Source organism: Streptomyces sp. NPDC049597, from assembly GCF_040675505.1.
Lineage (GTDB): Bacteria > Actinomycetota > Actinomycetes > Streptomycetales > Streptomycetaceae > Streptomyces.
In genome coordinates, this window is the sequence record NZ_JBFAOY010000003.1 from 111,732 (window position 1) to 135,526 (window position 23,795).

Consider the following 23,795-nt stretch of genomic DNA (forward strand, 5'->3'; position numbering starts at 1 on the left):
CGTTCAGCCGTCCAGTTCGTCGGCCAGCGCGCGCAGCGCGAGCCGGTAGGAGCCGATGCCGAAGCCCGCGATGGTCCCGCTGGCGACCGAGGCGACCACGGACGTGTGCCGGAAGGCCTCGCGGGTGTACGGGTTGGAGATGTGCACCTCGATCAGCGGCGCGGTCCGCTGGGCCGCCGCGTCGCGCATCCCGTACGAATAGTGCGTGAACGCACCGGGGTTGAGAACGACCGGAATCGATCCGTCTGCCGCCTCGTGGAGCCAGCGGATCATCTCGCCCTCGTCGTTGGTCTCCCGGACCTCGACGTCGAGACCGAGTTCCTTGCCGAGCGCCTGGCAGGTCTCCACGAGCCCGGCGTACGACGTCGCGCCGTACACGTCCGGCTCGCGGGAGCCCAGGCGGCCGAGGTTGGGGCCGTTGAGCACCAGCGTCCGGCGGCTCATGCGGAGACCTCCCCGTACGCGGCGAGCAGCACCGCCGGGTCGGGCCCCTCGAGGACGGTCGGCTTGGCGAGGCCGTCGAGGACGATGAAGCGCAGCAGGTTGCCGCGGGACTTCTTGTCGACCTTCATGGTCTCCAGCAGCTTGGGCCACTGGTCGCCGCGGTAGGTCAGCGGGAGCCCGACGGACTGGAGCACGGCGCGGTGCCGGTCGGCGGTGGCGTCGTCCAGCCGCCCGGCGAGGCGGCCCAGTTCGGCGGCGAAGACCATGCCGACCGAGACGGCCGCGCCGTGGCGCCACTTGTAGCGCTCGTTCTTCTCGATCGCGTGGGCGAGCGTGTGACCGTAGTTGAGGATCTCGCGCAGGCCGGACTCCTTGAGGTCGGACGAGACGACGTCCGCCTTGACCTGGATGGAGCGGACGATCAGCTCGTGCGTGTGCGGGCCCTCCGGCGTGCGAGCGCCGGCGGGGTCGGCCTCGATGAGGTCGAGGATCACCGGGTCGGCGATGAAACCGGCCTTGATGATCTCGGCCATGCCGCTGACGTAGTCGTTGACCGGCAGCGAGTCGAGCGCGGCCAGGTCGCAGAGCACGCCGGCCGGCGGGTGGAAGGCGCCGACGAGGTTCTTGCCCTCGGCGGTGTTGATGCCGGTCTTGCCGCCGACGGCCGCGTCCACCATGGCGAGCACGGTCGTGGGGACGGCGATCCAGCGCACACCGCGCAGCCAGCTGGCCGCGACGAAGCCGGCGAGGTCGGTCGTGGCTCCGCCGCCGACGCCGACGATCACGTCGGTGCGGGTGAAGCCGGTCTGTCCGAGCGCCTTCCAGCAGTAGGCGGCAACCTCGGCGGTCTTGGCCTCCTCCGCGTTGGGCACCTGGATGGCGACGGCCTCGTAGCCCTGGTCGGCGAGGTCCGCGCGCAGGGCCTCACCGGTCTCGGCGAGCGCCTCGGGGTGGATGACGGCCACGCGCTGCGCCTTGGGCCCGATCAGCCCGCCCAGCTCGCCGAGGAGCTGCCGGCCGACCAGCACCTCGTACGGGTCGGTGCCGGCCGTGCCGCCGACCTGGATACGCGTCACTGCCTGGTCAGTCACTTCTTCTCCTGCCGGGGTTCCGGGGTCTCGTCACCCGGGATTACCGTCTTCAGCTCCAGTGCGTCGAGGACCGCGCGGGCGACCTCGTCAGGTGTGCGGTCGTCCGTCGCGACGACGACGCGGGCCACCTCGGTGTACAAGTGGCGGCGGGCGTCCATGAGTTCGCGCCAGCTGCGCCGCGGGTTGACGGCGAGCAGCGGACGGGCGGTGTTGAGTCCGACGCGCCGCACCGCTTCCTCGACATCCATCGACAGATAGGCGACGGGCAGTCCGGCCAGCAGCTCCCGGGTGCCCTCGTCGAGGATCGCGCCGCCGCCGAGGGCCAGGACGCCGGTGTGCTCGGCGAGCGCGGCGCGCACGGCCGCGCGCTCCAGCTCGCGGAAGTACGGCTCGCCCTCGTCGACGAAGATGTCGGCGATCTCCCGGCCCTGCGCGGCCACGATGTCGGCGTCGGTGTCCCGGAACCCGACGCCGAGGAGCCCGGCCAGCAGCTCGCCGACCGTGGACTTGCCCGAGCCCATCGGCCCGACGAGGACGATCAGCGGGGCGTTCACCGGATGTGCAGGTTGTCGAGGTACGACTGCACGTTGCGGCGGGTCTCGCCGACGCTGTCGCCGCCGAACTTCTCGGCGACGGCGTCCGCGAGGACCAGCGCGACCATGGCCTCGGCGACGATGCCGGCGGCGGGCACGGCGCACACGTCGGACCGCTGGTGGTGCGCGGCGGCCGGCTCGCCGGTGGTGACGTCCACCGTCCTGAGCGCGCGCGGCACGGTCGCGATCGGCTTCATCGCGGCCCGGACGCGCAGCAGCTCGCCGGTCGACATGCCGCCCTCCGTACCGCCGGAGCGGCCGGAGCTGCGGCGGATGCCGTCCTCCCCGGGCACGATCTCGTCGTGCGCCTGGGAGCCGGGCACGCGGGCGAGCTCGAAGCCGTCACCGACCTCGACGCCCTTGATGGCCTGGATGCCCATGAGCGCGGCGGCGAGCCGGGCGTCGAGGCGGCGGTCCCAGTGGACGTGCGAGCCGAGCCCGACGGGCACGCCGTACGCGAGGACCTCCACGACGCCGCCGAGGGTGTCGCCGTCCTTGTGGGCCTGGTCGATCTCCGCGACCATCGCCTTGCTCGCGTCGGCGTCCAGGCAGCGGACGGGGTCCGCGTCCAGGCGTTCCTCGTCGGCGGGGACGGGGACGACGCCGTACGGCGCCTTGGCCGAGGCGAGCTCGACGACGTGGGAGACGATCTCGATGCCCGTCGTCTCCTTGAGGTACGAACGGGCCACCGCGCCGAGCGCGACGCGCGCAGCGGTCTCACGGGCGCTCGCCCGCTCCAGGACCGGCCGGGCCTCCTCCAGCGCGTACTTCTGCATGCCGGCGAGGTCGGCGTGGCCGGGGCGGGGCCGGGTCAGCGGCGCGTTGCGCGCCAGCTGGGCGAGCTCATCGGGGTCGACGGGGTCGGCCGCCATGACCTTCTCCCACTTCGGCCACTCGGTGTTGCCCACCATGACGGCCACCGGGGAGCCCATGGTGAGACCGTGCCGGACGCCGCCGAGGAAGGTCACCTCGTCGCGCTCGAACTTCATCCGGGCACCGCGCCCATAGCCGAGGCGCCGCCTGGCAAGGTGGTCCGCCACCATCTCGGTGGTGATCGGCACACCGGCGGGAAGACCCTCCAGCGTCGCCACCAGTGCGGGTCCGTGCGACTCGCCCGCGGTCAGCCAACGCAACCTGCTCAACGGTGCTCCTCATGCTCGCGCGTGGAACTGCGACGGCGCGGCCTGGGGAAACCTCCCGGCAGGGGCCGGGGAGGCGCGGCCCTGGCCCGCCTGACTCGATCCTCCCACGTCCGCGCCCGGCTCCCGGCCACCGGTCCACCTGGCGGACGCCCGTGGACGGCCGGCAGCGGGTCGTCAGTGGCCGTCGCGGCGCTGCTGGGGCGCGTACGACCCGAGGTAGTCCGCGCCGCTGGGCTGCTGCGGAGCGGCCTGCGGGGCCGGCTGGGCGGGGGCGTACTGACCGAGGTAGTCCGCGCCACTCGGCTGCTGCGCAGCCTGCTGCGCCGGGGCGTACTGACCGAGGTGATCCGCGCCGCTGCCCTGGCTGCCGAGGGCCGTGGGCACCGGCTGCGGGTTCCGCGCCGCACGGCGCCGCGCGATCTTCTTGCGGACCGACGACACCCAGCCGAGGACGATCAGCAGGATGATCAGGCACAGAATCGGGATCTGCAGCCAGTCGGGCAGGAACTGGACGATGCCCTCGAAGATGTTCTTGGCGATCGACGCCTGCGGCTGACCGGTTTCCATGGCCGGACTCCCCCTGTGCTATTGACGTGCTCCTGATCGAACGCGCAGATCCTAGCGGGCTTCGAGCGCGCGTTCACCGGCGATTCGCATCGCCCGCAGGGGCGCAGGTGAGCGGCCGGTCATCTGCTCGACCTGGAGCACCGCCTGGTGCACCAGGAGGTCGAGGCCGCCGACCACCGCGCCTCCCCTGCCGGACCATGCGGCCGCGAGCGCCGTGGGCCACGGCTCGTACAGCACGTCGAACAGCGTGCCCGGCCGCTCCGGCACCTCGGCCGCGAGTGCGTCGGTCGTGCCGGCGGGGGTCGTGGCGACGACCAGTGGAGCGCTCAGCCCCTCGGCGGCGTCGGTCCAGTCGGCGACGCGGACGTGGACGCCGAGGCGCTCGCCCCAGCCGCGCATCTCATCGGCACGGGCCGCGCTGCGCACGTACGCCGTGACCGGCCCGGCACAGACCTGCGCGAGGGCGGCGAGTGCGGACGAGGCGGTCGCGCCCGCGCCGAGGACGGCGGCGGACTCGACCTTGTCCACGCCGCGTTCCCGCAGTGCGGCGACCATGCCGGGGATGTCGGTGTTGTCGCCGAGGCGACGGCCGTCGTCGGTGAACACGACGGTGTTGACGGCCTCCACCGAGGCGGCGGTGTCGCTGACGCCGTCGAGCAACGGGATGATCGCCCGCTTCAGCGGCATCGTCAGCGACAGGCCCGCCCAGGACGCGTCCAGCCCCTCCACGAACGCCGGCAGCGCCGCCTCGTCGACCTCGAACCGGTCGTAGGACCAGTCGTCGAGGCCGAGTTCGGCGTAGGCGGCGCGGTGCAGCACCGGGGAGAGAGAGTGGGCGATCGGCGAACCGAGTACGGCCGCCCTGCGGGCTCCGGCCCTAGCTGGCATTGAACTTGTCCCTCAGTACCAGGAACTCGTCGTAGGTCTTGGCGAATTCCGTCTTGTTCATTCCGTCGGTTGCGACGAAGTAGATCCAGCCGTCGTTCGTCGGGTTCAGCGCCGCGTTGATCGCCTCGTTGCCCGGGTTGCTGATCGGCCCCGGCGTCAGACCCTTCTGCGTGTACGTGTTGTACGGGTCCATGTTGCTGTTGATCTCGTCCTCAGAGATGTCGATCTCGCTCTGACCCTTGAGGTAGTTGAAGGCCGAGTCGAACTGCAGGAGCTGGTTGGTCTCGGTGTTGGTGGGCTTGAGGCGGTTGTAGACGACCTCGGACATCTTGCGGAAGTCGTCATGCGTCTTGCCCTCCTCCTGCACCAGGCTCGCGACGGTCAGCAGCTCCCACGGGTTCTTGAGCCCCAGCTCGGCCGCCTTGGACTCCAGGCCGGCCTTCTCGTACTCCTGGTTGGCGCGGGCCACCATCTTCTTGAGGACGGCCTCGGGCTTGGTGCCCTTGGCGGCCGGATAGCTGGCCGGGAAGAGGAAGCCCTCCAGAGGGTCCTTCAGATCCTCGTGGCCGGTGGCCCAGTCGGGCAGACCGAGCTTGTCCGCCTGCTTCTCGGCGACGTCCTCGGTGGTGCCCGGCTTGAGTTCGAGCTGCTTGTCGATCGCCGCGTAGATCTGGGCGTTGCGCAAGCCCTCGGCGATGATCAGGTTGTTGCGGCTGGCGGGGCTCAGCATGAGCTCGACCGCGCTCGCCGCCGACATCTGCTTCTTCAGGAGGTAGACACCGTCCTGGATGGTCTTGCCCTTCGGGTTCTCCTCCTGGGCGGCGACGAAGGCGTCGACGCTCTTGACGACACCGGCCTCCCTGAGGATGTTGCCGATCTCGTAGCCGCCGGCGCCCCTCGGGATCTCCACCTGGACCGAGCCGGTGCCGGCGCCCGCGTAGTCCTCGGGCGCGCCGAAGTGGTCCTGCCAGAACTGGTATCCGACGTAGCCGACGCCGCCGAGGCCTCCGACGAGGACTGCCGCGACCACCAGGCAGGCCAGGCCGTTGCGGCTCTTCTTCTGGCCCTTGCCGCGCCGGTCGCGGCCCCCGCCGCGCGGCTCCGCGTCATATCCGTCGTCGCCGTCGTCACGGCGCCCGACGTCACCGCGCCCGTCGTCCCGCCGCCCGTCGTCACCGGTGAAGAACGGGTGGGTCTCCTCCTGCGCCGCCTCGTGCTCCCAGTCGACGGCCGGTTCGGGCTCCCGCTGCCGACGGCCGGGGGGCTGCGGCGGGGGATACGCCTCGGACGTGCTGTAGTTTTCGGACTCCTGGGCACTGCCGTAACCGGCGGGATGACCGCCGTGGCCGCCCGCGTGATCGGCGCCGTAGGGCATGGCCGTCTGCTGTCCGGTGTCCCAGCCGCCGTCGTACTGTCCCCCTGGGCCCTGCGGCCCGGGAGGCGCCCCCAGCTGGTAGGGGTCGTGCGCCTGCTGGTAGGGGTCCTGCGTGCCGTACTGCTGCTGGTACCCGCCCTGTTGCGTGCCGTACTGCTGCTGGTACGCGTCCTGCTGCGTGCCGTACTGCGGCGCCTGTGGGTACTGCTGCTGCGGCTGGCCGCCGTACGGAGCGTGGCCGGCCGGGGCCGCCTGGCCTCCCCATCCCTGGTCCCCGTACAAGGGGTCCTCGGGATGCCACGGTTCGGAGCCGGGGCTCCGGCCATACTCAGTCATCGATCCCCTAGGGCCGCGAGACGGCGCGAAACGATCCGCCTCTCTTGTCTGCGGCGGTTGTTCGAACACGCCGCATCCCGCGGAACGTTACCGTATCGCGATCAGACAACCACTTCGATGGCCTCTCCCGGAGCAATACCGGACGCCCGTTCGGACTCCAGAGCGTTCTGGAGGATCACCACAGCGGCAGCCTGATCGATGACGGACCTGCCCTTTTTGGACTTCACACCCGAAGCCCGCAGGCCCTGGGTGGCCGTCACTGTGGTCATCCTCTCGTCCACCAGTCGTACCGGGACCGGCTTGATGCCCTGGGCGAGCGTCTGTGCGAAGCTACGGACCTTCTTCGCCGCCGGTCCCTCGCCGCCGCTGAGCGAGCGGGGCAGACCGACGACGACCTCGATCGGCTCGTACTCCTCGACGAGCCGGCGCAGCCGCCGGTGGGCGGCCGGGATGTCGCGTCCCGGCACGGTCTCCACCGGCGTGGCAAGGAGCCCGTCGGGGTCGCACGAGGCGACCCCGATCCGGGCGTCCCCGACGTCGATGGCGAGACGACGTCCTCTGCGCATCGTCATCAGGCCGTCTCGGCGACGAGACGCTCGACGGCGGCGATCGCGTCGCCGACGGCGTCCGGGTTCTGGCCGCCGCCCTGGGCGACGTCCGGCTTGCCGCCGCCGCCGCCGCCCAGCGTCTTGGCGGCGGTGCGGACCAGGTCGCCGGCCTTGAGACCGCGCTCACGGGCGGCCTCGTTGGTGGCGATGACGGTGAGCGGACGCCCGTTGGCGGTGGTGAACACGGCGACGACGGCCGGGCGGTCGCCGGGGATGCGGCCGCGCACGTCGAGGACCAGCTTGCGCAGGTCGTCGGCGGACGTGCCGTCCGGGACCGTGCCGGTCACCAGGGCGACACCGCGGACGTCCTTGGCGCTCTCGGCGAGACCGGCGGCGGCGCCCAGCACCTTCTCCGCACGGAACTTCTCGATCTCCTTCTCGGCGTCCTTCAGCTTGCCGAGCATGGCGGCGATCTTCTCCGGCAGCTCCTCGGAGCGGCCCTTGACCAGCTCCTGGAGCTGGGCGACGACCGTGTGCTCCTTGGCGAGGAAGTTGTACGCGTCCACGCCGACGAGGGCCTCGACGCGGCGTACGCCGGAGCCGATGGAGGACTCGCCGAGCAGCTTCACCAGGCCCAGCTGGGCGGTGTTGTGGACGTGCGTACCGCCGCACAGCTCCTTGGAGAAGTCACCGATGGTCACGACGCGCACCCGCTCGCCGTACTTCTCGCCGAACTCGGCGATGGCGCCCTGCTTCTTGGCCTCGTCGATGCTCATGACCTCGGCGTGCACGTCGAGCTCACGCGCGAGGACCTCGTTGATCTTCTGCTCGACGTCGGTGAGGACCGTGCCGGGGACGGCGTTCGGCGAGCCGAAGTCGAAGCGGAAGCGGCCCGGCGAGTTCTCCGAGCCGGCCTGGGCGGCGGTCGGGCCGAGGGCGTCCCGCAGCGCCTGGTGGGTCAGGTGCGTGGCGCTGTGGGCGCGGGCGATGGCCCGGCGGCGCCGTACGTCGATGGCGGCGTAGGCGGAGGCGCCGACGGTGACCTCGCCGACCTGGACGACGCCCTTGTGGACGCTGACGCCGGGGACGGGCTGCTGGACGTCGCGGACGTCGATGACGGCACCGGTGTCCAGCTTGATCCGGCCCTGGTCGGCGAGCTGGCCGCCGCCCTCGGCGTAGAACGGCGTGCGGTCGAGGACGACCTCGACCTCGTCGCCCTCGGAGGCGGCCGGGGAGGAGACGCCGTCGACGAGCAGGCCGACGACGGTCGACTCGCCCTCGGTGGAGGTGTAACCGGTGAACTCGGTGGTGCCGGAGGTGTCGGCGACCTGGCGGTAGGCGGACAGGTCGGCGTGGCCGGACTTCTTGGCCTTGGCGTCGGCCTTGGCCCGGTCCCGCTGCTCCTTCATCAGACGGCGGAAGCCGTCCTCGTCCACGCTCAGGCCCTGCTCGGCGGCCATCTCGAGAGTGAGGTCGATCGGGAAGCCCCAGGTGTCGTGGAGCAGGAACGCCTTGTCGCCGGGGAGCACGGTGCCGCCGGCGGCCTTGGTCTCGGTGACGGCGGTGTCGAGGATGTTGGTACCGCCCTTGAGGGCCTTGAGGAAGGCGGCCTCTTCGGCGGCGGCGACGGTCTCGATGCGCTTGCGGTCGGTGATCAGCTCCGGGTACTGCTGCCCCATCGTCTCGATCACGACGTCGACCAGGTCCTTGACCACCGGGCCGGTGGCGCCCATCAGGCGCATGTTGCGGATGGCGCGGCGCATGATGCGGCGCAGCACGTAGCCGCGGCCCTCGTTGCCCGGGGTGACGCCGTCACCGATGAGCATCACGGACGTACGGATGTGGTCGGCGACGACGCGCATCGAGACGTCCGACTCGTGCTTGTCGCCGTACCGGACGCCGGTCAGCTCCGTGGCCTTGTCCATGACGACGCGCAGGGTGTCGGTCTCGTACATGTTCTGCACGCCCTGCAGGATCATCGCGAGGCGTTCGAGGCCGAGACCGGTGTCGATGTTCTTGCTCGGCAGGTCGCCGAGGATCGGGAAGTCCTCCTTGCCCTCGCCGGCGCCGCGCTCGTACTGCATGAAGACCAGGTTCCAGATCTCCACGTAGCGCTCGTCGTTGACGGCCGGGCCGCCCTCCTCGCCGAACTCCGGGCCGCGGTCGTAGTTGATCTCGGAGCACGGTCCGCAGGGGCCGGGGACGCCCATCGACCAGAAGTTGTCCTTCTTGCCGAGGCGCTGGATGCGCTCGGCGGGCACGCCGATCACGTCGCGCCAGATCGTCTCGGCCTCGTCGTCGTCGAGGTAGACCGTGATCCAGAGCTTCTCCGGCTCCAGGCCGTAACCGCCCTTGTCCCGGGGGCTGGTGAGCAGCTCCCAGGCGAGCTTGATGGCGCCTTCCTTGAAGTAGTCGCCGAAGGAGAAGTTGCCGCACATCTGGAAGAACGTGCCGTGGCGGGTGGTCTTGCCGACCTCTTCGATGTCCGGGGTGCGGACGCACTTCTGCACGCTGGTGGCGCGCGGGGCCGGCGGCTTGGTCTCACCGAGGAAGTACGGCTTGAACGGCACCATGCCCGCGTTGACCAGCAGCAGAGTCGGGTCGTCCGCGATGAGCGACGCCGAAGGCACGACGGTGTGCCCGCGCTCCTCGAAGAAGCTCAGCCAGCGGCGGCGGATTTCAGCCGACTCCATCAGTGGTCCTCATTCCGGTTGTACGAAGTCTCGGGGCCCGAGGCTTCGGTGGTGTCCTTGGTCGTGCGGTAGGGGTCTTTGGTCCTGCTGTGCAGGTACGTGATCGGCGCGGGCCGGCCGTGCTCGATCTCTGCCCGGCGCCCGGCCGCGGGGAGTTCACCGCCGGGTGCCGCGTTCAGCCCCAGGACCTCGCCCAGTTCGGCCTCGCGCTGCAGCATCTGGGCGCGGATGTCGACGGCGATGTCCTTGAGACGGTGGCCCGCGTCGATCGCCTTGTTCGCCGCCTGCGCGGCGAGGCTCTCGGGGGTGAGCTGCTTGAGCTTGCGGTTGACCTTGGTGGTGGCCCAGACGCCGGCTGCGGCGCCCGCCGTGAACCAGAACGTGCGGCGGAACATGGCGCCTCAGCCCTTCCGCTTCTTGCGTCGCGCGGAGGGCACGGACCGGCCGACGATCACGGTGCGCCTCGGGTCAGGGGCCGGGGCGTCCTCGCCCCTGCGGCTGAGAGCCTGCCGTACGCCGTACCCGAAAGCGGCGACCTTGACGAGCGGGCCGCCGAACGTCGAGGCGACGGTCGTGGACAGCGCCGAGGCGTTGGAGGTGACCTCCTGGACGTCGCTCGCGATGGCGTCCACCCGCTCGAGCTGGGCCTGTGCGGAGCGCACGGTCGCGGAGGCGTCCGCCAGCAGGGGCACCGCCTGTTCGGTCACGTCCGCCACGAGTCGGGTGGTCGCTCTGAGCGTCTGCGCCAGCCTCACCAGCACCACGGCGAGGAAGGAGACCAAGATCGCCCAGAAGACGGCCACCAGAATCCCGGCAACCTCTCCACCGGTCACTGCGCACCGCTCTCTGCTGTCGTCTGGCACCTGAAAAGTCGTATCCCGACCCTATCGCGCCCGGGGTGGCACCCCGTACCGCATTAGCGGTCGGCGAGCGGCGCCATGGGGAACCGAACTGTACGCAATGCTTCCGTATCGGTACGCTGCGTGCCCTGCTCGATGGTCCCCTCGCGCCGGCTCCCCACCGGCCGACCGGATGCCCCCTGGGGACGGTCCTCCGCGCGGAACCGAGCCACCTCGTGGGCAGGGCGGACGAGCTCGCAGCAGTCGGCCACGCGCCCGGCCGCTCCCGACCGCTCCCGGCTGCTCCCGGCTGCTCCCGGCCGGTGACAGCGGTCGTCGCCGGTGAATCGGCACGTCGCCGCTCCTCGCGGCACGCGACGGCCGGCCTGCGGTTCACGGTGCTGACCGCCTGCGCCCGCGGCGGCCGACCCGCGGTGTCACGCTGCTGACCGCCGGCGCCGGCGGCGCCCCGCCACCGGACCCGCGTACGGCCGCGGCCCCGAGAACGCGGAAGCCCGCCGGCTCCCCCACCGGAAACGGTGGGGAAGCGGCGGGCTGAGGCGCGGGGGAGTTACTCCGCCGGCTGCCGCTGGGAGGGTCCCAGGATCAGCGGGCGTAGTACTCGACGACCAGCTGCTCGTCGCAGATGACCGGGATCTCCTTGCGCTGCGGGTCACGGTCCAGGCGGAACGCCAGGGCCTTCAGGTTGACCTGCAGGTAGCGCGGGGTCTCACCGTCGGCGGCGAAGCCACCCTCGCGAGCGACCTGGAACAGGGCCTTGTCGCGGGAGCGCTCGCGGACCATCACGACGTCGTCGGGACGGACACGGAAGGACGGCTTGTCGACCTTGCCGCCGTTGACCTCGATGTGGCCGTGGACGACCATCTGACGGGCCTGGTAGATGGTGCGGGCGATGCCCGAACGCAGGACCAGGGCGTCGAGGCGGCGCTCGAGCTCGATGACGAGCGCGTCACCGGTCTTGCCCTCGGCCTTCTTGGCGCGGTCGTAGGCGCGCGCCATCTGGCGCTCGCTGATGTCGTACTGGGCACGCAGACGCTGCTTCTCGAGCAGACGGACCTTGTAGTCCGAGTTCTGCTTGCGGCCACGGCCGTGCTCGCCCGGCGGGTAGGGGCGGGCCTCGAAGTACTTGACGGCCTTAGGCGTCAGCGCGATACCGAGCGCACGGGACTTCTTGACCTTGGGACGCGACTGGTTAGGCACGTTCTCCAGACCTCCGTTGTAGGTTAGGTTAGGCTCACCTTACTCAAGGAGATCGCATGTCTCGCCCTGGGAACACCAAGCGCATCACGGACAGCACGAAGAACGCCGACGCTTCGTCGAGCGCCGAGGTGACGGAGGTCCGATCAGCTCATGGTCAGCCGCGTCCCAGCGGGCTTGAAATCACCCGGATGCCGTCAGCAGCCGAGCGCACACGAACTCTCGTACAGAGTACATCCTCGGCGGTACTGCTCGTTCCCGGAGTCGAGGGGGCCCGGTTCGACCAGCTGAGCCCGCAGGCCAGGGCTTTCGGCACGGACGGCGAGGTGTTCCTCCTCTTCCCCGTGGACTCCCCCGTCGTCCGGGCGGCGACCCACGCGCAGGACGACGAGCTCTCGGCCGTGCTGGAGATCACCGACGTCGCGCCGGTCGCCGTGCCCCACCGGATCCGCGGCCGCGCCTGGGTCTCCGGCTGGCTGACCTGCGCGCCCGGCCTCGCGACCGAGCCCGGCTCCATGATGCTGCGCCTGGAGGTGGGCGAGGCGAGCGTCGACGACCTGTGGGGCGCGTCCGCCGTCGAGGCGGAGGAGCTGGCGCGGGCGTCGGCGGATCCGCTGGTGGCCCACGAGACCGAACTGCTCCAGCACCTGGACACCGCGCACTCGGACCAGGTGCAGGCGCTCGCCGGACTGCTCGGCGAGCGCGGCGCGGACACGGGCGCGGGCGCGGGACGGCGGGCGGTGCCGCTGGCGCTCGACCGCTTCGGACTGCGGGTGCGGTTCACCGGCGACAAGCCGTTCGACGCCCGCTTCGACTTCCCGGAGCCCGTGCGCGACATCACCGCACTGCGGCGCGCGATGCACACGCTCTTCGAGGCCGCCGCGCACTGACCGGCACGGTGCGGGCTACTTCGCGTCCCCGCGCAGCCGCTCGCGCACCTTCTCCACCACGTCCGCGTACCGCGCCTCGGCGCCGTAGCGCGTCGGCTCGTAGTACCGGCGGCCGTGGACCGCGTCCGGCGCGTACTGCTGGGCGGCGATGCCTCCGGCGACGTCGTGCGGATAGACATAGCCCTGGGCGTGGCCGAGCTTCCTTGCCCCCTTGTAGTGGCCGTCGCGCAGGTGCGGCGGGACGGGGCCGGCGAGACCGTCGCGGATGTCCTGCTGGGCTGCCTGGATGGCGAGGGTGGCCGCGTTCGACTTCGGGGCGAGTGCCAGCGCGATCGTCGCGTGGCTGAGCGTGAGAGCGGCCTCGGGGAAGCCGATCATGGCGACGGCCTGGGCGGCCGCCACGGCGGTCGGCAGGGCCGTGGGGTCGGCGAGACCGATGTCCTCGCTGGCCGAGATCATCAGCCGGCGGGCGATGAACCGGGGGTCCTCCCCCGCCTCGATCATGCGGGCCAGATAGTGCAGCGCGGCGTCCACGTCCGAGCCGCGGATCGACTTGATGAGCGCGCTCGCGACGTCGTAGTGCTGGTCCCCGTCGCGGTCGTACTTCACGGCGGCGCGGTCGACGGTCTCCTCGACGGTCTCGAGGGTGATCTCCTCCTCGCCCTTGTCGATGGCCGCGCCGGCCGCCGCCTCCAGGGCGGTCAGGGCCCGCCGGGCGTCGCCGCCCGCGATGCGCAGCAGGTGCGCCCGCGCGTCCTCCCGCAGGGCGAGCGCGCCACCGAGCCCGCGCTCCTCGGTGAGCGCGCGCTCCAGCAGAGCGGCGATGTCCTCGTCGGTGAGCGGCTCCAGGGTGAGCAGCAGGGAGCGGGAGAGCAGCGGGGAGATCACGGAGAAGTACGGGTTCTCCGTGGTGGCGGCGATCAGCGTGACCCAGCGGTTCTCCACGGCGGGGAGCAGGGAGTCCTGCTGGGCCTTGGAGAAGCGGTGGATCTCGTCGAGGAAGAGGACGGTCTCCTTGCCGAAGCCGCCGGCGGCCCGGCGGGCGCCGTCGATGACGGCCCGGACCTCCTTGACGCCCGCGGTGATGGCGGACAGCTCGACGAAGCGCTTGTTGGTCGCCTTGGAGACGACGTACGCGAGGGTGGTCTTTCCGGTGCCGGGCGGTCCCCAGAGGATCACCGAGGAGGCGCCCGCCGGGCCCGAGCCGCCCTCGCCGACCAGCCTGCGCAGCGGTGATCCGGGCTTGAGCAGATGCTGCTGGCCGACCACCTCGTCCAGGGTGCGCGGGCGCATCCGGACCGCCAGGGGGCTGCTGGTCGGGTCCTTCTCCTGGCGTTCTTCGGCTGCGGCGGTGAACAGGTCGGGCTCCACATCGTGAAGCCTATGTCAGAGCACTGACACCGCCCATGGGCCGGTCAGCCGGTCCAGAAGTCCCACCAGCGGGTCAGCACCAGCATCCCGATGATCCCGATGTGCAGCACCGGCAGCACCCACGTGAACTCGTCCAGGAACCCCCGCACCGCGGCCGGCGCCGGCAGCAGACCGTGACGGACGTTGTGCGAGGTCACGTACCAGAACATGACGATCGTGGCGACCCACGCCAGGCAGCACCACAGGCACAGCGCGTTGATCTCGTACAGCGACTGCTGCATCAGCCACGTGCAGAACCCGACGCCGAAGAGCGTCCCCGCGTTCAGCCCCAGCCAGTACCAGCGGCGGTAGCGGGCGCCGGCGAGCAGTGCCGTGCCGATCGCGATCACCATGCCGTACGTGACCAGGCCCAGCATCGGGTTCGGAAAGCCGAACACCGCCGCCTGCTCGCTCTTCATGATGTTCCCGCACGACACCACCGGATTCAGACTGCACCCGGGCGTGAACCCCGGGTCCTCCAGCAGCTTGAACTTGTCGAGCGTGATCACCCACGCCGCGAGCAGCCCCGCCGCACCCGTGACCACCAGCATCCACGCGAACCCACGCCCCGCTCCGACACGCCCGCGCGCGTCGTCCCCCGTCCCGGAGGACACGCCGTCAACCGCTGCAGTCGTCATATCGCCGTTCCATCGTTCGCCGGTCTGCTGGGCACCGCCATTCTGCCGCACCGCACCCGGTTCTCTCCGTTCGCTGCGGATAAGGAAAACCCCCGGGCGACGCCGCGGGAACGGCACAACGGCGAAGGGGCCCGCGGCAGTTGACGCCCCGGGCCCCTTCGCGGCGCGCTGTCAGCCGAGCTCGGCGCGCAGCCTGGCGACCACGCCGTCCAGCGCGACGGGCTGCTGCTCGCCGGACTCCATGTCCTTGAGCTGGATCATGCCCTCGGACAGATCGCGCTCGCCCGCGACGAGGGCGTACCGGGCGCCCGAGCGGTTGGCGTTCTTCATGGCGCCCTTGAGGCCCTTGCCTCCGTAGCTGAAGTCGGCGGCGACGCCGGCCTTGCGCAGCTCGGTCACCACACCGAACAGCACACGGCGGGCCTCCTCGCCGAGCGGGACCGCGTAGACGCTGGTGGCCTCGGGCAGGTCGAGCTCGACGCCCTCGGCCTCCAGCGCGAGGACCGTGCGGTCGACGCCGAGAGCCCAGCCGACGGAGGGCAGCGCCGGGCCGCCGATCATCTCGGACAGGCCGTCGTAGCGGCCGCCGCCGCCGACCGCGGACTGAGAGCCCAGGCCGTCGTGGACGAACTCGAACGTGGTGCGCGTGTAGTAGTCGAGGCCGCGCACCAGCTTCTCGTCGTCCTCGAAGGCGACGCCGGCCGCCGTCAGCAGCGCCCGCACCTCCTCGTGGAACGCCTTGCACGCGTCGCACAGGTAGTCGCGCAGCATCGGCGCGCCCACCAGCTGCTTCTGCACGTCGGCGCGCTTGTCGTCGAGGACCCGCAGCGGGTTGATCTCCACCCGGCGGCGGGTGTCCTCGTCGAGGTCGAGGTCCCGCAGGAAGCCCTGGAGCGCCTCGCGGTAGACGGGACGGCACTCCTTGTCGCCCAGGGAGTTCAGCAGGATGCGGAAGTCGCGCAGACCGAGCGAGCGGTAGGCCTGGTCGGCCAGGATGATCAGCTCGGCGTCCAGCGCGGGGTCCTCCGCCCCGATCGCCTCGGCGCCGACCTGCGAGAAGTGCCTGTAGCGACCCTTCTGCGGCTTCTCGTAGCGGTAGTACGAGCCCGAGTACCAGAGCTTGACGGGCAGGTTTCCGGCCTTGTGGAGGTTGGCCTCCAGGGCCGCGCGCAGCACGGAAGCGGTGCCCTCGGGGCGCAGCGCGAGCCGGTCGCCGCCCTTGGTCTCGAAGGCGTACATCTCCTTGGAGACGATGTCGGTGGACTCGCCGACACCGCGCGCGAACAGCTCCACGTTCTCGAAGCCGGGCGTCTCGATGTAGCCGTAGCCGGAGTTCTTCAGCGGGGCGGAGATCGCGTCGCGCACCGCGAGGAACTTCGCGGAGTCCGGCGGGATCAGGTCGTACGTGCCCTTGGGGGCCTGGAAAACACTCACGGAAAGTCTCGTCACATTCCTCGTCGGGGAGCGGGCTGGGTGCTCCCGAGGCCGGCCGCCACCTCGCGCAGATACGGGTTGGTGGCGCGCTCACGGCCGATGGTCGTCTGGGGACCGTGGCCGGACAGCACCACGGTCGAGTCGTCGAGCGGCAGGCACACCCGGGCCAGCGACTCGAGCATCTCGTCCATGTCGCCGCCGGGCAGGTCCGTGCGTCCGATGGAGCCGGCGAACAGCAGGTCGCCCGAGAAGAAGACGGACGGAACGTCCGCGGACTCGGGCATCCGGAAGGTCACCGACCCCTTGGTATGGCCGGGCGCGTGCGAGACGGAGAAGTCGAGGCCGGCGAGGCTGAGCGCGGCGCCGTCGGTCAGCTCCTTGACGTCGTCGGGCTCCCCGACGGTCAGCTCGCCCATGAGCGGCATGCCGATGGAGCGGCCGAGGGCCTTCTCGGGGTCGCTCATCATGTAGCGGTCGGCCGGGTGGATCCAGGCCGGCACGTCATGGGCGCCGCAGACGGGCACGACGGAGGCGACATGGTCGAGGTGGCCGTGCGTGAGCACGACGGCGACGGGCTTGAGCCGATGCTTCCTGAGCGTCTCCTCGACCCCCTCGGCGGCCTGGTGGCCCGGGTCGATGATCACGCACTCCTCGCCGGCGGCGGGGGCGACCAGGTAACAGTTGGTCCCCCAGGCCCCGGCGGGGAACCCGGCAATAAGCACGATCGTCCTCAGTTCGGTCGTCGAGAGGCATGCGGCGGATCGGCGCGCGGCTGTGCCGCGCCGATCACAGCAGTTCAGAGCCTACCGGCGCTGCTCACCACACAGCCAACCCGTATACGGTACGGGGCTGAGGCCGTCCGGCGGATCAGGCCGGACAGCCCCTGAGCCCGGCGGTCGGCATCCCGCCACGTGCACGGCACCTCGACGGACACGACGTTTCGACGTTCTCGACCCACAAGGAGAAGACCCGGTGGTCAGCAGCGATCAGCGGCGGCGGCAGCTCGCCAGGGAGAAGTTCGAGCGCCAGCAGCAGCGTCGGGAGCAGGCGCGGAAGAAGGCGAAGCAGCGCAACGCGATCATCGCGGCCGCACTGGCCGTCGTGCTCGCCGCCGGCGGCGCCGTCTACGCGGGCGCGGCCCTGAGCGACGGCGACAAGGACAGGAACGACAGCGCCTCGCCGGACGCCTCGCCCAGCGCGACCCCGTCGCCGTCCGAGAGCAGCTCGCCCGAGCCCGCCATGTCGATCGACAAGAAGGCGAAGTACACCTTCGCCCTCAAGACGAACGAAGGCGCCATCACGATCGCGATGGACGCCGCGAAGACCCCGCGCACGGTCAACTCGTTCAAGTCGCTGGCGGACAAGGGCTACTTCGACGGCACCAAGTGTCACCGCCTCACCACGCAGGGCATCTTCGTCCTGCAGTGCGGCGACCCGAAGGGCGACGGCACCGGCGGTCCGGGCTACACGATCCCGGACGAGAACCTCACGGCGCTGGGCAAGGCGGGCGCCGACGGCACCGTGACGTACCCGGCGGGCACGGTCGCGATGGCGAACACCGGCCAGCCGAACTCGGGCGGCAGCCAGTTCTTCCTCGTGTACAAGGACAGCAAACTGCCGCCCACGTACACGCCGTTCGGCACGATGGACGACAAGAGCCTCAAGGCCGTCCAGGCCGTGGGCGAGGCCGGTGTCGAGGGCGGCGCGAGCGACGGCGCGCCCAAGAAGGCGGTCAGCATCGAGAAGGCCACCGTCCCCAAGGTGTGAGCCGGGGAATTTCGGCCGCGCTGAGTGCGGACAGCCAGGCGGCCGGTCGCCTAGATTGGCGTTGTGCAGCGCGGGCCGGCTTCGCGTTGTTCAGGACGGGCGAGGCCCGTCCCAGGAAACTGTGGACGATGCCCGGGGGCGAACTCCCTCGTGGGCATCAGGTTGAGGAGGCGCTGTGAGCAGCGACCCGTGGGGCCGCGTCGACGAGACGGGCACCGTGTACGTGCGTACTGCCGAGGGCGAGAAGGTCGTCGGATCGTGGCAGGCGGGCTCTCCCGAGGAGGCGCTGGCCTACTTCGAGCGCAAGTACGAGGGCCTGGTGGTCGAGATCGGCCTCCTCGAGCGGCGGGTGAAGACCACCGATCTGTCGGCCAAGGACGCCATGGCGGCGATCGACCACCTGCGTCAGCAGGTGGACGAGCACCACGCCGTAGGGGACCTCGACGCCCTGCGCGTGCGTCTCGACGCCCTCGTGGCGACGGTCGACAAGCGCCGCGAGGAGCGCAAGGCGCAGCGCGCGAAGCAGAGCGACGAGGCGCGTCAGGCCAAGGAGGCCCTGGTCACCGAGGCCGAGGAGCTGGCGCAGAGCGACCAGTGGCGGGCCGCCGGTGAGCGGCTGCGGGCACTGGTGGACACCTGGAAGGGCCTGCCCCGGCTCGACCGGAAGTCCGACGACGAGCTGTGGCACCGCTTCTCGCACGCCCGCTCGGCGTTCTCCAAGCGCCGCAAGGCGCACTTCGCGTCGCTGGACGCGCAGCGCGAGGAGGCCCGTCAGACCAAGGAACGGCTGGTGGCCGAGGCCGAGGCCCTGTCCGGATCGACGGACTGGGGCCCCACCGCCGCCCGCTACCGCGACCTGATGGCGCAGTGGAAGGCGGCGGGCCGTGCCCAGCGCGAGGCCGAGGACGACCTGTGGAACCGCTTCCGCGGTGCGCAGGACGTCTTCTTCGCCGCCCGCAGCGGCGTCTTCGCCGAGCGTGACGCCGAGCAGGCGGAGAACCTCAAGCTCAAGGAGGAGCTCGCCGCCGAGGCCGAGAAGCTGGTGCCGGTGACGGACCTCAAGGCCGCCCGCGCGGCGTTCCGGTCCATCAACGAGCGCTGGGAGGCCATCGGCCACGTGCCGCGCGACGCCCGGCCGAAGGTCGAGGGCCGGATGCACGCCGTGGAGCGGGCCCTGCAGGAGTCCGAGGAGAACGAGTGGCGCCGGACGAACCCGGAGGCGCGTGCGCGTGCCGCGGGTCTGACGGGCCAGCTGCAGGCGGCCGTGGACAAGCTGCGTGAGCAGATCGACTCGGCGCGCGCGGCGGGCAACAACGCCAAGGCGGACAAGCTCGCCAAGGAGCTCGAGGGCCGTCAGGCGCTGCTGGACCAGGCGCTGAAGGGGCTGGAGGAGTTCGGCGGCTGAGGCGCCGGCTCGGGCTCACGGACAAGGCCCCGGTACGCGATGCGTACCGGGGCCTTGCCGTGCACAGGGCGCTGTCGCTGGGGGTGAGCCCCTGCGAGCCGGCTCAGCCTGCGCGATCGAGCCGTCTCGGGGCCGCCGGCGTGGTCGCGGCCCGTCAGGGCCGACGCGCGGAGGTGACGCGGTAGACGTCGTACACGCCCTCCACGCTGCGGACCGCCTTCAGCACGTGGCCGAGGTGCTTCGGGTCGCCCATCTCGAAGGTGAAGCGCGAGGTGGCCACCCGGTCGCGGGAGGTCTGCACGGCCGCCGACAGGATGTTGACGTGCTGGTCGGACAGGACGCGGGTCACGTCCGACAGCAGCCGGGAGCGGTCCAGGGCCTCGACCTGGATGGCGACGAGGAAGACCGACGACTGGGTGGGAGCCCACTCGACGTCGAGGATCCGTTCGGGCTGCTGCGAGAGCGAGTCGACGTTGACGCAGTCCGCGCGGTGCACGGACACGCCGCTGCCACGGGTCACGAAGCCGATGATCGGGTCGCCGGGGACGGGCGTACAGCAGCGGGCCAGCTTGACCCACACGTCCTCGACACCCTTGACGACCACGCCCGGGTCCGCGCTGTTGCGGCGCTTGCTGCGGCTGCGGGAGGGCGGGGTGGACTCGGCGATGTCCTCGTTGGCGGCTTCCTCGCCGCCCAGCGCCTGCACCAGTTTCTGCACGACGCCCTGCGCGGCCACATGGCCCTCGCCGATCGCCGCGTACAGCGAGGAGATGTCGGGGTAGCGCATCTCGTGCGCGAGGGTGACCAGGGAGTCGCCGGTGAGGATGCGCTGGATCGGCAGGTTCTGCTTGCGCATGGCGCGCGCGATGGCGTCCTTGCCCTGCTCGATGGCCTCGTCGCGGCGTTCCTTGGAGAACCAGGCGCGGATCTTGTTGCGGGCCCGCGGTGATTTGACGAAGCCGAGCCAGTCGCGGGAGGGACCCGCGCCCTCGGCCTTGGAGGTGAAGACCTCCACCAGGTCGCCGTTGTCGAGCGTCGACTCCAGCGGGACGAGCCGGCCGTTGACCCGCGCGCCTATGGTGCGGTGACCGACCTCGGTGTGGACGGCGTAGGCGAAGTCGACGGGCGTGGCGCCCGCCGGGAGCGCTATGACGTCGCCCTTGGGCGTGAAGACGAAGACCTCGTTGCGGGACAGGTCGAAACGCAGGGACTCCAGGAACTCGCTCGGGTCCTCGGTCTCCTTCTGCCAGTCCAGCAGCTGCCGCAGCCAGGCCATGTCGTTGACGGTGTCCTGGCCCGCGGTGCCCTTGCCGGCCCTGGGGACGTCCGTACGGATCTTGGAGGCCCCGGCGACGGTCTCCTGCTTGTACTTCCAGTGGGCCGCGATGCCGTACTCCGCGCGGCGGTGCATGTCGAAGGTGCGGATCTGCAGCTCGACCGGCTTGCCGTTGGGGCCGATGACCGTCGTGTGCAGCGACTGGTACATGTTGAACTTCGGCATCGCGATGTAGTCCTTGAACCGGCCGGGGACCGGATTCCATCGCGCGTGCACCGTGCCGAGAGCCGCGTAGCAGTCGCGGACCGTGTCGACGAGGACGCGGATGCCCACCAGGTCGTAGATCTCCGCGAAGTCACGGCCGCGGACGATCATCTTCTGGTAGACGCTGTAGTAGTGCTTGGGGCGGCCGGTGACGGTGGCCTTGATGCGCGCCGCGCGGAGATCGGCCTGGACCTCGTCGGTCACTATGGCGAGGTATTCGTCGCGCTTGGGCGCCCGCTCGGCGACCAGGCGCACGATCTCGTCGTACATCTTGGGGTAGAGGATCGCGAAGGCGAGGTCCTCCAGCTCCCACTTGATGGTGTTCATGCCCAGCCGGTGCGCCAGCGGGGCGTAGATCTCCAGCGTCTCGCGGGCCTTCTTCTCCTGCTTCTCCCGCTTGAGGTAGCGCATGGTGCGCATGTTGTGCAGGCGGTCGGCGAGCTTGATGACCAGGACGCGCGGGTCCTTGGCCATCGCGACGACCATCTTGCGCACGGTCTCCGCCTGCGCGGCCTCGCCGAACTTGACCTTGTCCAGCTTGGTGACGCCGTCGACGAGCAGGGCCACGGAGTCGCCGAAGTCGCGGCGCAGCTGGTCGAGGCCGTACTCGGTGTCCTCGACGGTGTCGTGCAGCAGGCCGGCCATCAGCGTCGCCGGGTCCATGCCGAGCTCGGCGAGGATGGTGGTGACGGCGAGGGGATGCGTGATGTACGGGTCGCCGCTCTTGCGCTTCTGGCCGCGGTGCCAGCGCTCCGCGACCTGGTAGGCGCGCTCGATCTGGCGCAGCGTGGAGGTCTCGATCTTGGGGTCGTTGCTGCGCACGATCCGCAGCAGCGGCTCCAGCACCGGGTTGTACGGCGACGAGCGCTGTACGCCGAGACGGGCGAGGCGGGCGCGTACCCGGTTCGAGGAGCCGCCGGACCGCGACGTGGCGGGCGGTACGGGCTTGGGCGCGGAGACGGGCACCTGGCTCACGCGCTCGGGCGTGGCGGGCTGCGGCCGACGGTCCGGCTTCGGCTCGGGCGTGACAGGGGCTGCCGCGGCCTTCTCGGCCTTCTGGCCGGGCTGCGCGGCGGCGGACTGGGCCTCGTCTGGCAAGGGCACTCCTCTGGGGGTTCCCCCGGACGGAGTCTGGGGGAGGTTCCGGGTCCCCCGGTCAGGCCCGGAAAGCCCATGGTATCGACCCGGCAGTCCAGGTGCGTACGAGGCGGTGGAGAGGCATGCGCCACAGGTGCCGCCCGGGGCCACGACGGAACGGCGACGGGTGCCCCGGAACAGATCCGGGGCACCCGTCGTGTGCCGTGCGGCCGCCGTGCGGCCGGCCGTCAGAGCGTGATCAGCGCCTCCAGAGGCGCCCCGCCCAGGGCGCCGTTCAGCCGGTCACGGCCACCGAGGAAGCCGAGCTCCATCAGGACCGCGACACCCGCGACCTCCGCGCCCGCCCGCCGGATGAGCTCCAGCGAGGCCTCGGCGGTCCCGCCGGTGGCGAGGACGTCGTCGATGACCATGACGCGGTCTCCCGCGCTCAGGTCCTCGGCGTGCACCTCGATCTCGGCGGTGCCGTATTCCAGCTCGTAGGCCTGTCCCAGCGTCGCCCCGGGGAGCTTGCCGGCCTTGCGCACCGGGATGAACCCGACGCCGGCGCGGACGGCGACCGGTGCCGCGAGGATGAAGCCCCGTGCCTCGAGACCGACGATCTTCGTCGCGCCGTGGCGGACGCAGAACTCGGTGAGCGCGTCCGTCAGCGCCGTGAAGGCGACCGGGTCGGCGAGCAGGGGCGTGATGTCCTTGAACACCACTCCCGGCTTCGGGTGGTCGACGACGTCGCGGATGCGGCTGAGCAGCAGCTCCCGGATGTCGGCGGCGGTCACCGGCGCCTGCCCGAGGGACGTCCGCGCCCGCGGCCGCGCTGGCCGACGACGGCGCCGGCCGGCGCCGCATCCTCCTGCACGTCGTCGGTGTCGTCGGCGCCGTCGGTCTGCTCGGACTCCGCCGGCTCGCCCTTGGCCGCGGCGGCCGCGCGCTTGGCGAGCACCCGCTTCTTCAGGGCCTTCATCTGCGGCTCGCGCTCCTTGAGGTCGGCGACCAGCGGAGTGGCGATGAAGATCGAGGAGTACGCACCGGCGGCGAGACCGACGAACAGCGACAGCGAGATGTCGTTCAGCATGCCGGCGCCGAGGACACCGCCACCGATGAACAGCAGGCCGGCGACCGGCAGCAGGGCGACGACCGTGGTGTTGATCGAACGCACCAGGGTGCTGTTGATGCTGCGGTTGGCGACCTCGCTGTAGGTCCAGCGGGTCTGCTTGGTGATGTCCTTCGACCCCTCCTTGAGGGAGTCGAAGACGACGACCGTGTCGTACAGCGAGTAACCGAGGATCGTGAGCAGACCGATCACGGTGCCCGGCGTAACCTCGAAGCCGACGAGCGCGTAGACGCCGACGGTGATGGTGATGTCGTGGATCAGCGCGACCAGGGCCGCGACCGCCATGCGCCACTCGAAGGCGATGGCCAGGTAGATCACCACGAGGATCATGAACACACCGAGGCCGGTCCACGCCTTGTTGGCGATCTGCTCGCCCCAGCTGGGCCCGACGAGCTCGGCGTTGATCCTCTCGGCGTCGACGTCGAGCGTCTCGGAGAGCTCGGCGGCGACCTTGTCGGCCTGCTGCGTGTCCAGCTCACTGACCTGGATGCGCATGCCGCCGGTGCCGAGCTCCTGGACGATCGCGGGGTGGCCGGAGGCCTCTTCCGCGGCTTCCTGGGCCTGGGCGACCGACACGCTGGTCTTCGGAGTGGTGAAGACGGCACCGCCCTTGAACTCGATGCCCATGTTGAGGCCCTGGACCACGAGGCCGAGGACGGCCGTGATGGTGATCAGGATCGAGACGCCGTACCAGATCTTGCGCTTGCCGACGAAGTCGTAGCCGACCTCGCCCTGGTACAGCCTGGCACCGAGGTTTCCGAGTCGTGACAT

22 protein-coding genes are annotated in these 23,795 nt (G+C 70.9%); 3 read left to right on the plus strand and 19 right to left on the minus strand.

The annotated features are described in order from the left end of the window. Positions 1-3 precede the first annotated feature (3 nt). The 12 genes from aroQ to rpsD all read right to left on the minus strand — a co-directional run bounded on the left by aroQ (position 4) and on the right by rpsD (position 11,737). The gene (aroQ, locus tag AB0K02_RS05790; RefSeq protein ID WP_177153193.1) at positions 4-444 is read right to left on the minus strand and encodes a type II 3-dehydroquinate dehydratase; all 441 of its coding nucleotides are present in this window, start codon (positions 442-444) and stop codon (positions 4-6) included. Then, a complete protein-coding gene (gene aroB / locus AB0K02_RS05795; RefSeq protein WP_365991102.1) occupies positions 441-1,535 on the minus strand; it encodes a 3-dehydroquinate synthase in 1,095 nt (364 codons plus the stop codon). The genes aroQ and aroB overlap by 4 nt, the downstream gene beginning before the upstream one ends. Continuing rightward, complete coding sequence (locus tag AB0K02_RS05800; protein WP_365991260.1) at positions 1,532-2,056, minus strand: shikimate kinase; 525 nt, start codon at positions 2,054-2,056, stop codon at positions 1,532-1,534. The genes aroB and AB0K02_RS05800 overlap by 4 nt, the downstream gene beginning before the upstream one ends. A 29-nt stretch (positions 2,057-2,085) precedes the next feature. After that, positions 2,086-3,270 (minus strand): chorismate synthase, encoded by a 1,185-nt coding sequence (gene aroC / locus AB0K02_RS05805; protein ID WP_365991103.1) that lies wholly within the window; start codon positions 3,268-3,270, stop codon positions 2,086-2,088. A 174-nt stretch (positions 3,271-3,444) separates the two neighbouring features. After that, positions 3,445-3,837: a hypothetical protein gene (locus AB0K02_RS05810; protein ID WP_365991104.1), complete on the minus strand. Its 393-nt coding sequence runs from the start codon at positions 3,835-3,837 to the stop codon at positions 3,445-3,447. Positions 3,838-3,888: 51 nt separating this feature from the next. Then, on the minus strand, positions 3,889-4,725 hold the full coding sequence (locus AB0K02_RS05815) for a shikimate dehydrogenase (RefSeq protein WP_365991105.1): 837 nt from the start codon (positions 4,723-4,725) through the stop codon (positions 3,889-3,891). Then, entirely contained in the window at positions 4,715-6,436 is a 1,722-nt protein-coding gene (gene mltG, locus AB0K02_RS05820; protein WP_365991106.1) for an endolytic transglycosylase MltG, read from the minus strand. The genes AB0K02_RS05815 and mltG overlap by 11 nt, the downstream gene beginning before the upstream one ends. 101 nt (positions 6,437-6,537) lie before the next feature. Next, positions 6,538-7,008 (minus strand): Holliday junction resolvase RuvX, encoded by a 471-nt coding sequence (ruvX, locus tag AB0K02_RS05825; RefSeq protein WP_365991107.1) that lies wholly within the window; start codon positions 7,006-7,008, stop codon positions 6,538-6,540. After that, positions 7,008-9,677 (minus strand): alanine--tRNA ligase, encoded by a 2,670-nt coding sequence (gene alaS / locus AB0K02_RS05830; protein ID WP_365991108.1) that lies wholly within the window; start codon positions 9,675-9,677, stop codon positions 7,008-7,010. Before alaS ends, ruvX begins: the two co-directional genes overlap by 1 nt. Next, positions 9,677-10,072 carry a hypothetical protein gene (locus tag AB0K02_RS05835; protein WP_365991109.1) on the minus strand — a complete coding sequence of 132 codons (396 nt, stop codon included), beginning with the start codon at positions 10,070-10,072 and terminating at the stop codon, positions 9,677-9,679. Before AB0K02_RS05835 ends, alaS begins: the two co-directional genes overlap by 1 nt. 6 nt (positions 10,073-10,078) lie before the next feature. After that, the gene (locus AB0K02_RS05840; RefSeq protein ID WP_365991110.1) at positions 10,079-10,510 is read right to left on the minus strand and encodes a DUF948 domain-containing protein; all 432 of its coding nucleotides are present in this window, start codon (positions 10,508-10,510) and stop codon (positions 10,079-10,081) included. A 612-nt stretch (positions 10,511-11,122) separates the two neighbouring features. Next, on the minus strand, positions 11,123-11,737 hold the full coding sequence (gene rpsD / locus AB0K02_RS05845; RefSeq protein WP_177153203.1) for a 30S ribosomal protein S4: 615 nt from the start codon (positions 11,735-11,737) through the stop codon (positions 11,123-11,125). Positions 11,738-11,925: 188 nt separating this feature from the next. Between rpsD and AB0K02_RS05850 the strand changes: the two genes are divergently transcribed. Next, complete coding sequence (locus tag AB0K02_RS05850; RefSeq protein WP_365991261.1) at positions 11,926-12,624, plus strand: DUF2470 domain-containing protein; 699 nt, start codon at positions 11,926-11,928, stop codon at positions 12,622-12,624. Between the two features lie 15 nt (positions 12,625-12,639). Here AB0K02_RS05850 and AB0K02_RS05855 read toward each other — a convergent pair whose 3' ends face one another. The 4 genes from AB0K02_RS05855 to AB0K02_RS05870 all read right to left on the minus strand — a co-directional run bounded on the left by AB0K02_RS05855 (position 12,640) and on the right by AB0K02_RS05870 (position 16,828). Further along, positions 12,640-13,995: a replication-associated recombination protein A gene (locus AB0K02_RS05855; protein ID WP_365991111.1), complete on the minus strand. Its 1,356-nt coding sequence runs from the start codon at positions 13,993-13,995 to the stop codon at positions 12,640-12,642. Positions 13,996-14,039: 44 nt separating this feature from the next. Continuing rightward, positions 14,040-14,672, minus strand: coding sequence for a vitamin K epoxide reductase family protein (locus AB0K02_RS05860; protein ID WP_365991112.1), 633 nt, complete (start codon positions 14,670-14,672; stop codon positions 14,040-14,042). A gap of 171 nt (positions 14,673-14,843) precedes the next feature. Then, positions 14,844-16,106 (minus strand): histidine--tRNA ligase, encoded by a 1,263-nt coding sequence (gene hisS / locus AB0K02_RS05865; protein WP_365991113.1) that lies wholly within the window; start codon positions 16,104-16,106, stop codon positions 14,844-14,846. An 11-nt stretch (positions 16,107-16,117) separates the two neighbouring features. Beyond that, positions 16,118-16,828, minus strand: coding sequence for an MBL fold metallo-hydrolase (locus AB0K02_RS05870; RefSeq protein ID WP_365991114.1), 711 nt, complete (start codon positions 16,826-16,828; stop codon positions 16,118-16,120). A gap of 250 nt (positions 16,829-17,078) precedes the next feature. On the opposite strand from AB0K02_RS05870, the gene AB0K02_RS05875 reads away from it, so the two are divergent. Together AB0K02_RS05875 and AB0K02_RS05880 are read left to right on the plus strand one after the other, a co-directional pair. Beyond that, positions 17,079-17,873, plus strand: a complete 795-nt coding sequence (locus AB0K02_RS05875) for a peptidylprolyl isomerase (RefSeq protein ID WP_365991115.1) — start codon at positions 17,079-17,081, stop codon at positions 17,871-17,873. A gap of 175 nt (positions 17,874-18,048) precedes the next feature. Then, positions 18,049-19,278, plus strand: a complete 1,230-nt coding sequence (locus tag AB0K02_RS05880; protein WP_365991116.1) for a DUF349 domain-containing protein — start codon at positions 18,049-18,051, stop codon at positions 19,276-19,278. 154 nt (positions 19,279-19,432) lie between these two features. Here the strand turns inward: AB0K02_RS05880 and AB0K02_RS05885 are convergent, their stop codons facing one another. The 3 genes from AB0K02_RS05885 to secF form a co-directional block, all read right to left on the minus strand. Next, the gene (locus AB0K02_RS05885) at positions 19,433-21,793 is read right to left on the minus strand and encodes a bifunctional (p)ppGpp synthetase/guanosine-3',5'-bis(diphosphate) 3'-pyrophosphohydrolase (protein WP_365991262.1); all 2,361 of its coding nucleotides are present in this window, start codon (positions 21,791-21,793) and stop codon (positions 19,433-19,435) included. A gap of 350 nt (positions 21,794-22,143) precedes the next feature. Then, entirely contained in the window at positions 22,144-22,689 is a 546-nt protein-coding gene (locus AB0K02_RS05890) for an adenine phosphoribosyltransferase (RefSeq protein ID WP_365991117.1), read from the minus strand. After that, positions 22,686-23,795 (minus strand): protein translocase subunit SecF, encoded by a 1,110-nt coding sequence (gene secF, locus AB0K02_RS05895; protein WP_365991118.1) that lies wholly within the window; start codon positions 23,793-23,795, stop codon positions 22,686-22,688. The genes AB0K02_RS05890 and secF overlap by 4 nt, the downstream gene beginning before the upstream one ends.

Bases quoted from the DNA above. Each gene is read 5' to 3' on its own strand.
- aroQ (WP_177153193.1), bottom strand. From the start codon at position 444: ATGAGCCGCCGGACGCTGGTGCTCAACGGCCCCAACCTCGGCCGCCTG.
- AB0K02_RS05800 (WP_365991260.1), bottom strand. From the start codon at position 2,056: ATGGGCTCGGGCAAGTCCACGGTCGGCGAGCTGCTGGCCGGGCTCCTC.
- AB0K02_RS05810 (WP_365991104.1), bottom strand. From the start codon at position 3,837: ATGGAAACCGGTCAGCCGCAGGCGTCGATCGCCAAGAACATCTTCGAG.
- AB0K02_RS05815 (WP_365991105.1), bottom strand. From the start codon at position 4,725: ATGCCAGCTAGGGCCGGAGCCCGCAGGGCGGCCGTACTCGGTTCGCCG.
- mltG (WP_365991106.1), bottom strand. From the start codon at position 6,436: ATGACTGAGTATGGCCGGAGCCCCGGCTCCGAACCGTGGCATCCCGAG.
- ruvX (WP_365991107.1), bottom strand. From the start codon at position 7,008: ATGACGATGCGCAGAGGACGTCGTCTCGCCATCGACGTCGGGGACGCC.
- alaS (WP_365991108.1), bottom strand. From the start codon at position 9,677: ATGGAGTCGGCTGAAATCCGCCGCCGCTGGCTGAGCTTCTTCGAGGAG.
- AB0K02_RS05835 (WP_365991109.1), bottom strand. From the start codon at position 10,072: ATGTTCCGCCGCACGTTCTGGTTCACGGCGGGCGCCGCAGCCGGCGTC.
- AB0K02_RS05850 (WP_365991261.1), top strand. From the start codon at position 11,926: ATGCCGTCAGCAGCCGAGCGCACACGAACTCTCGTACAGAGTACATCC.
- AB0K02_RS05860 (WP_365991112.1), bottom strand. From the start codon at position 14,672: ATGACGACTGCAGCGGTTGACGGCGTGTCCTCCGGGACGGGGGACGAC.
- secF (WP_365991118.1), bottom strand. From the start codon at position 23,795: ATGTCACGACTCGGAAACCTCGGTGCCAGGCTGTACCAGGGCGAGGTC.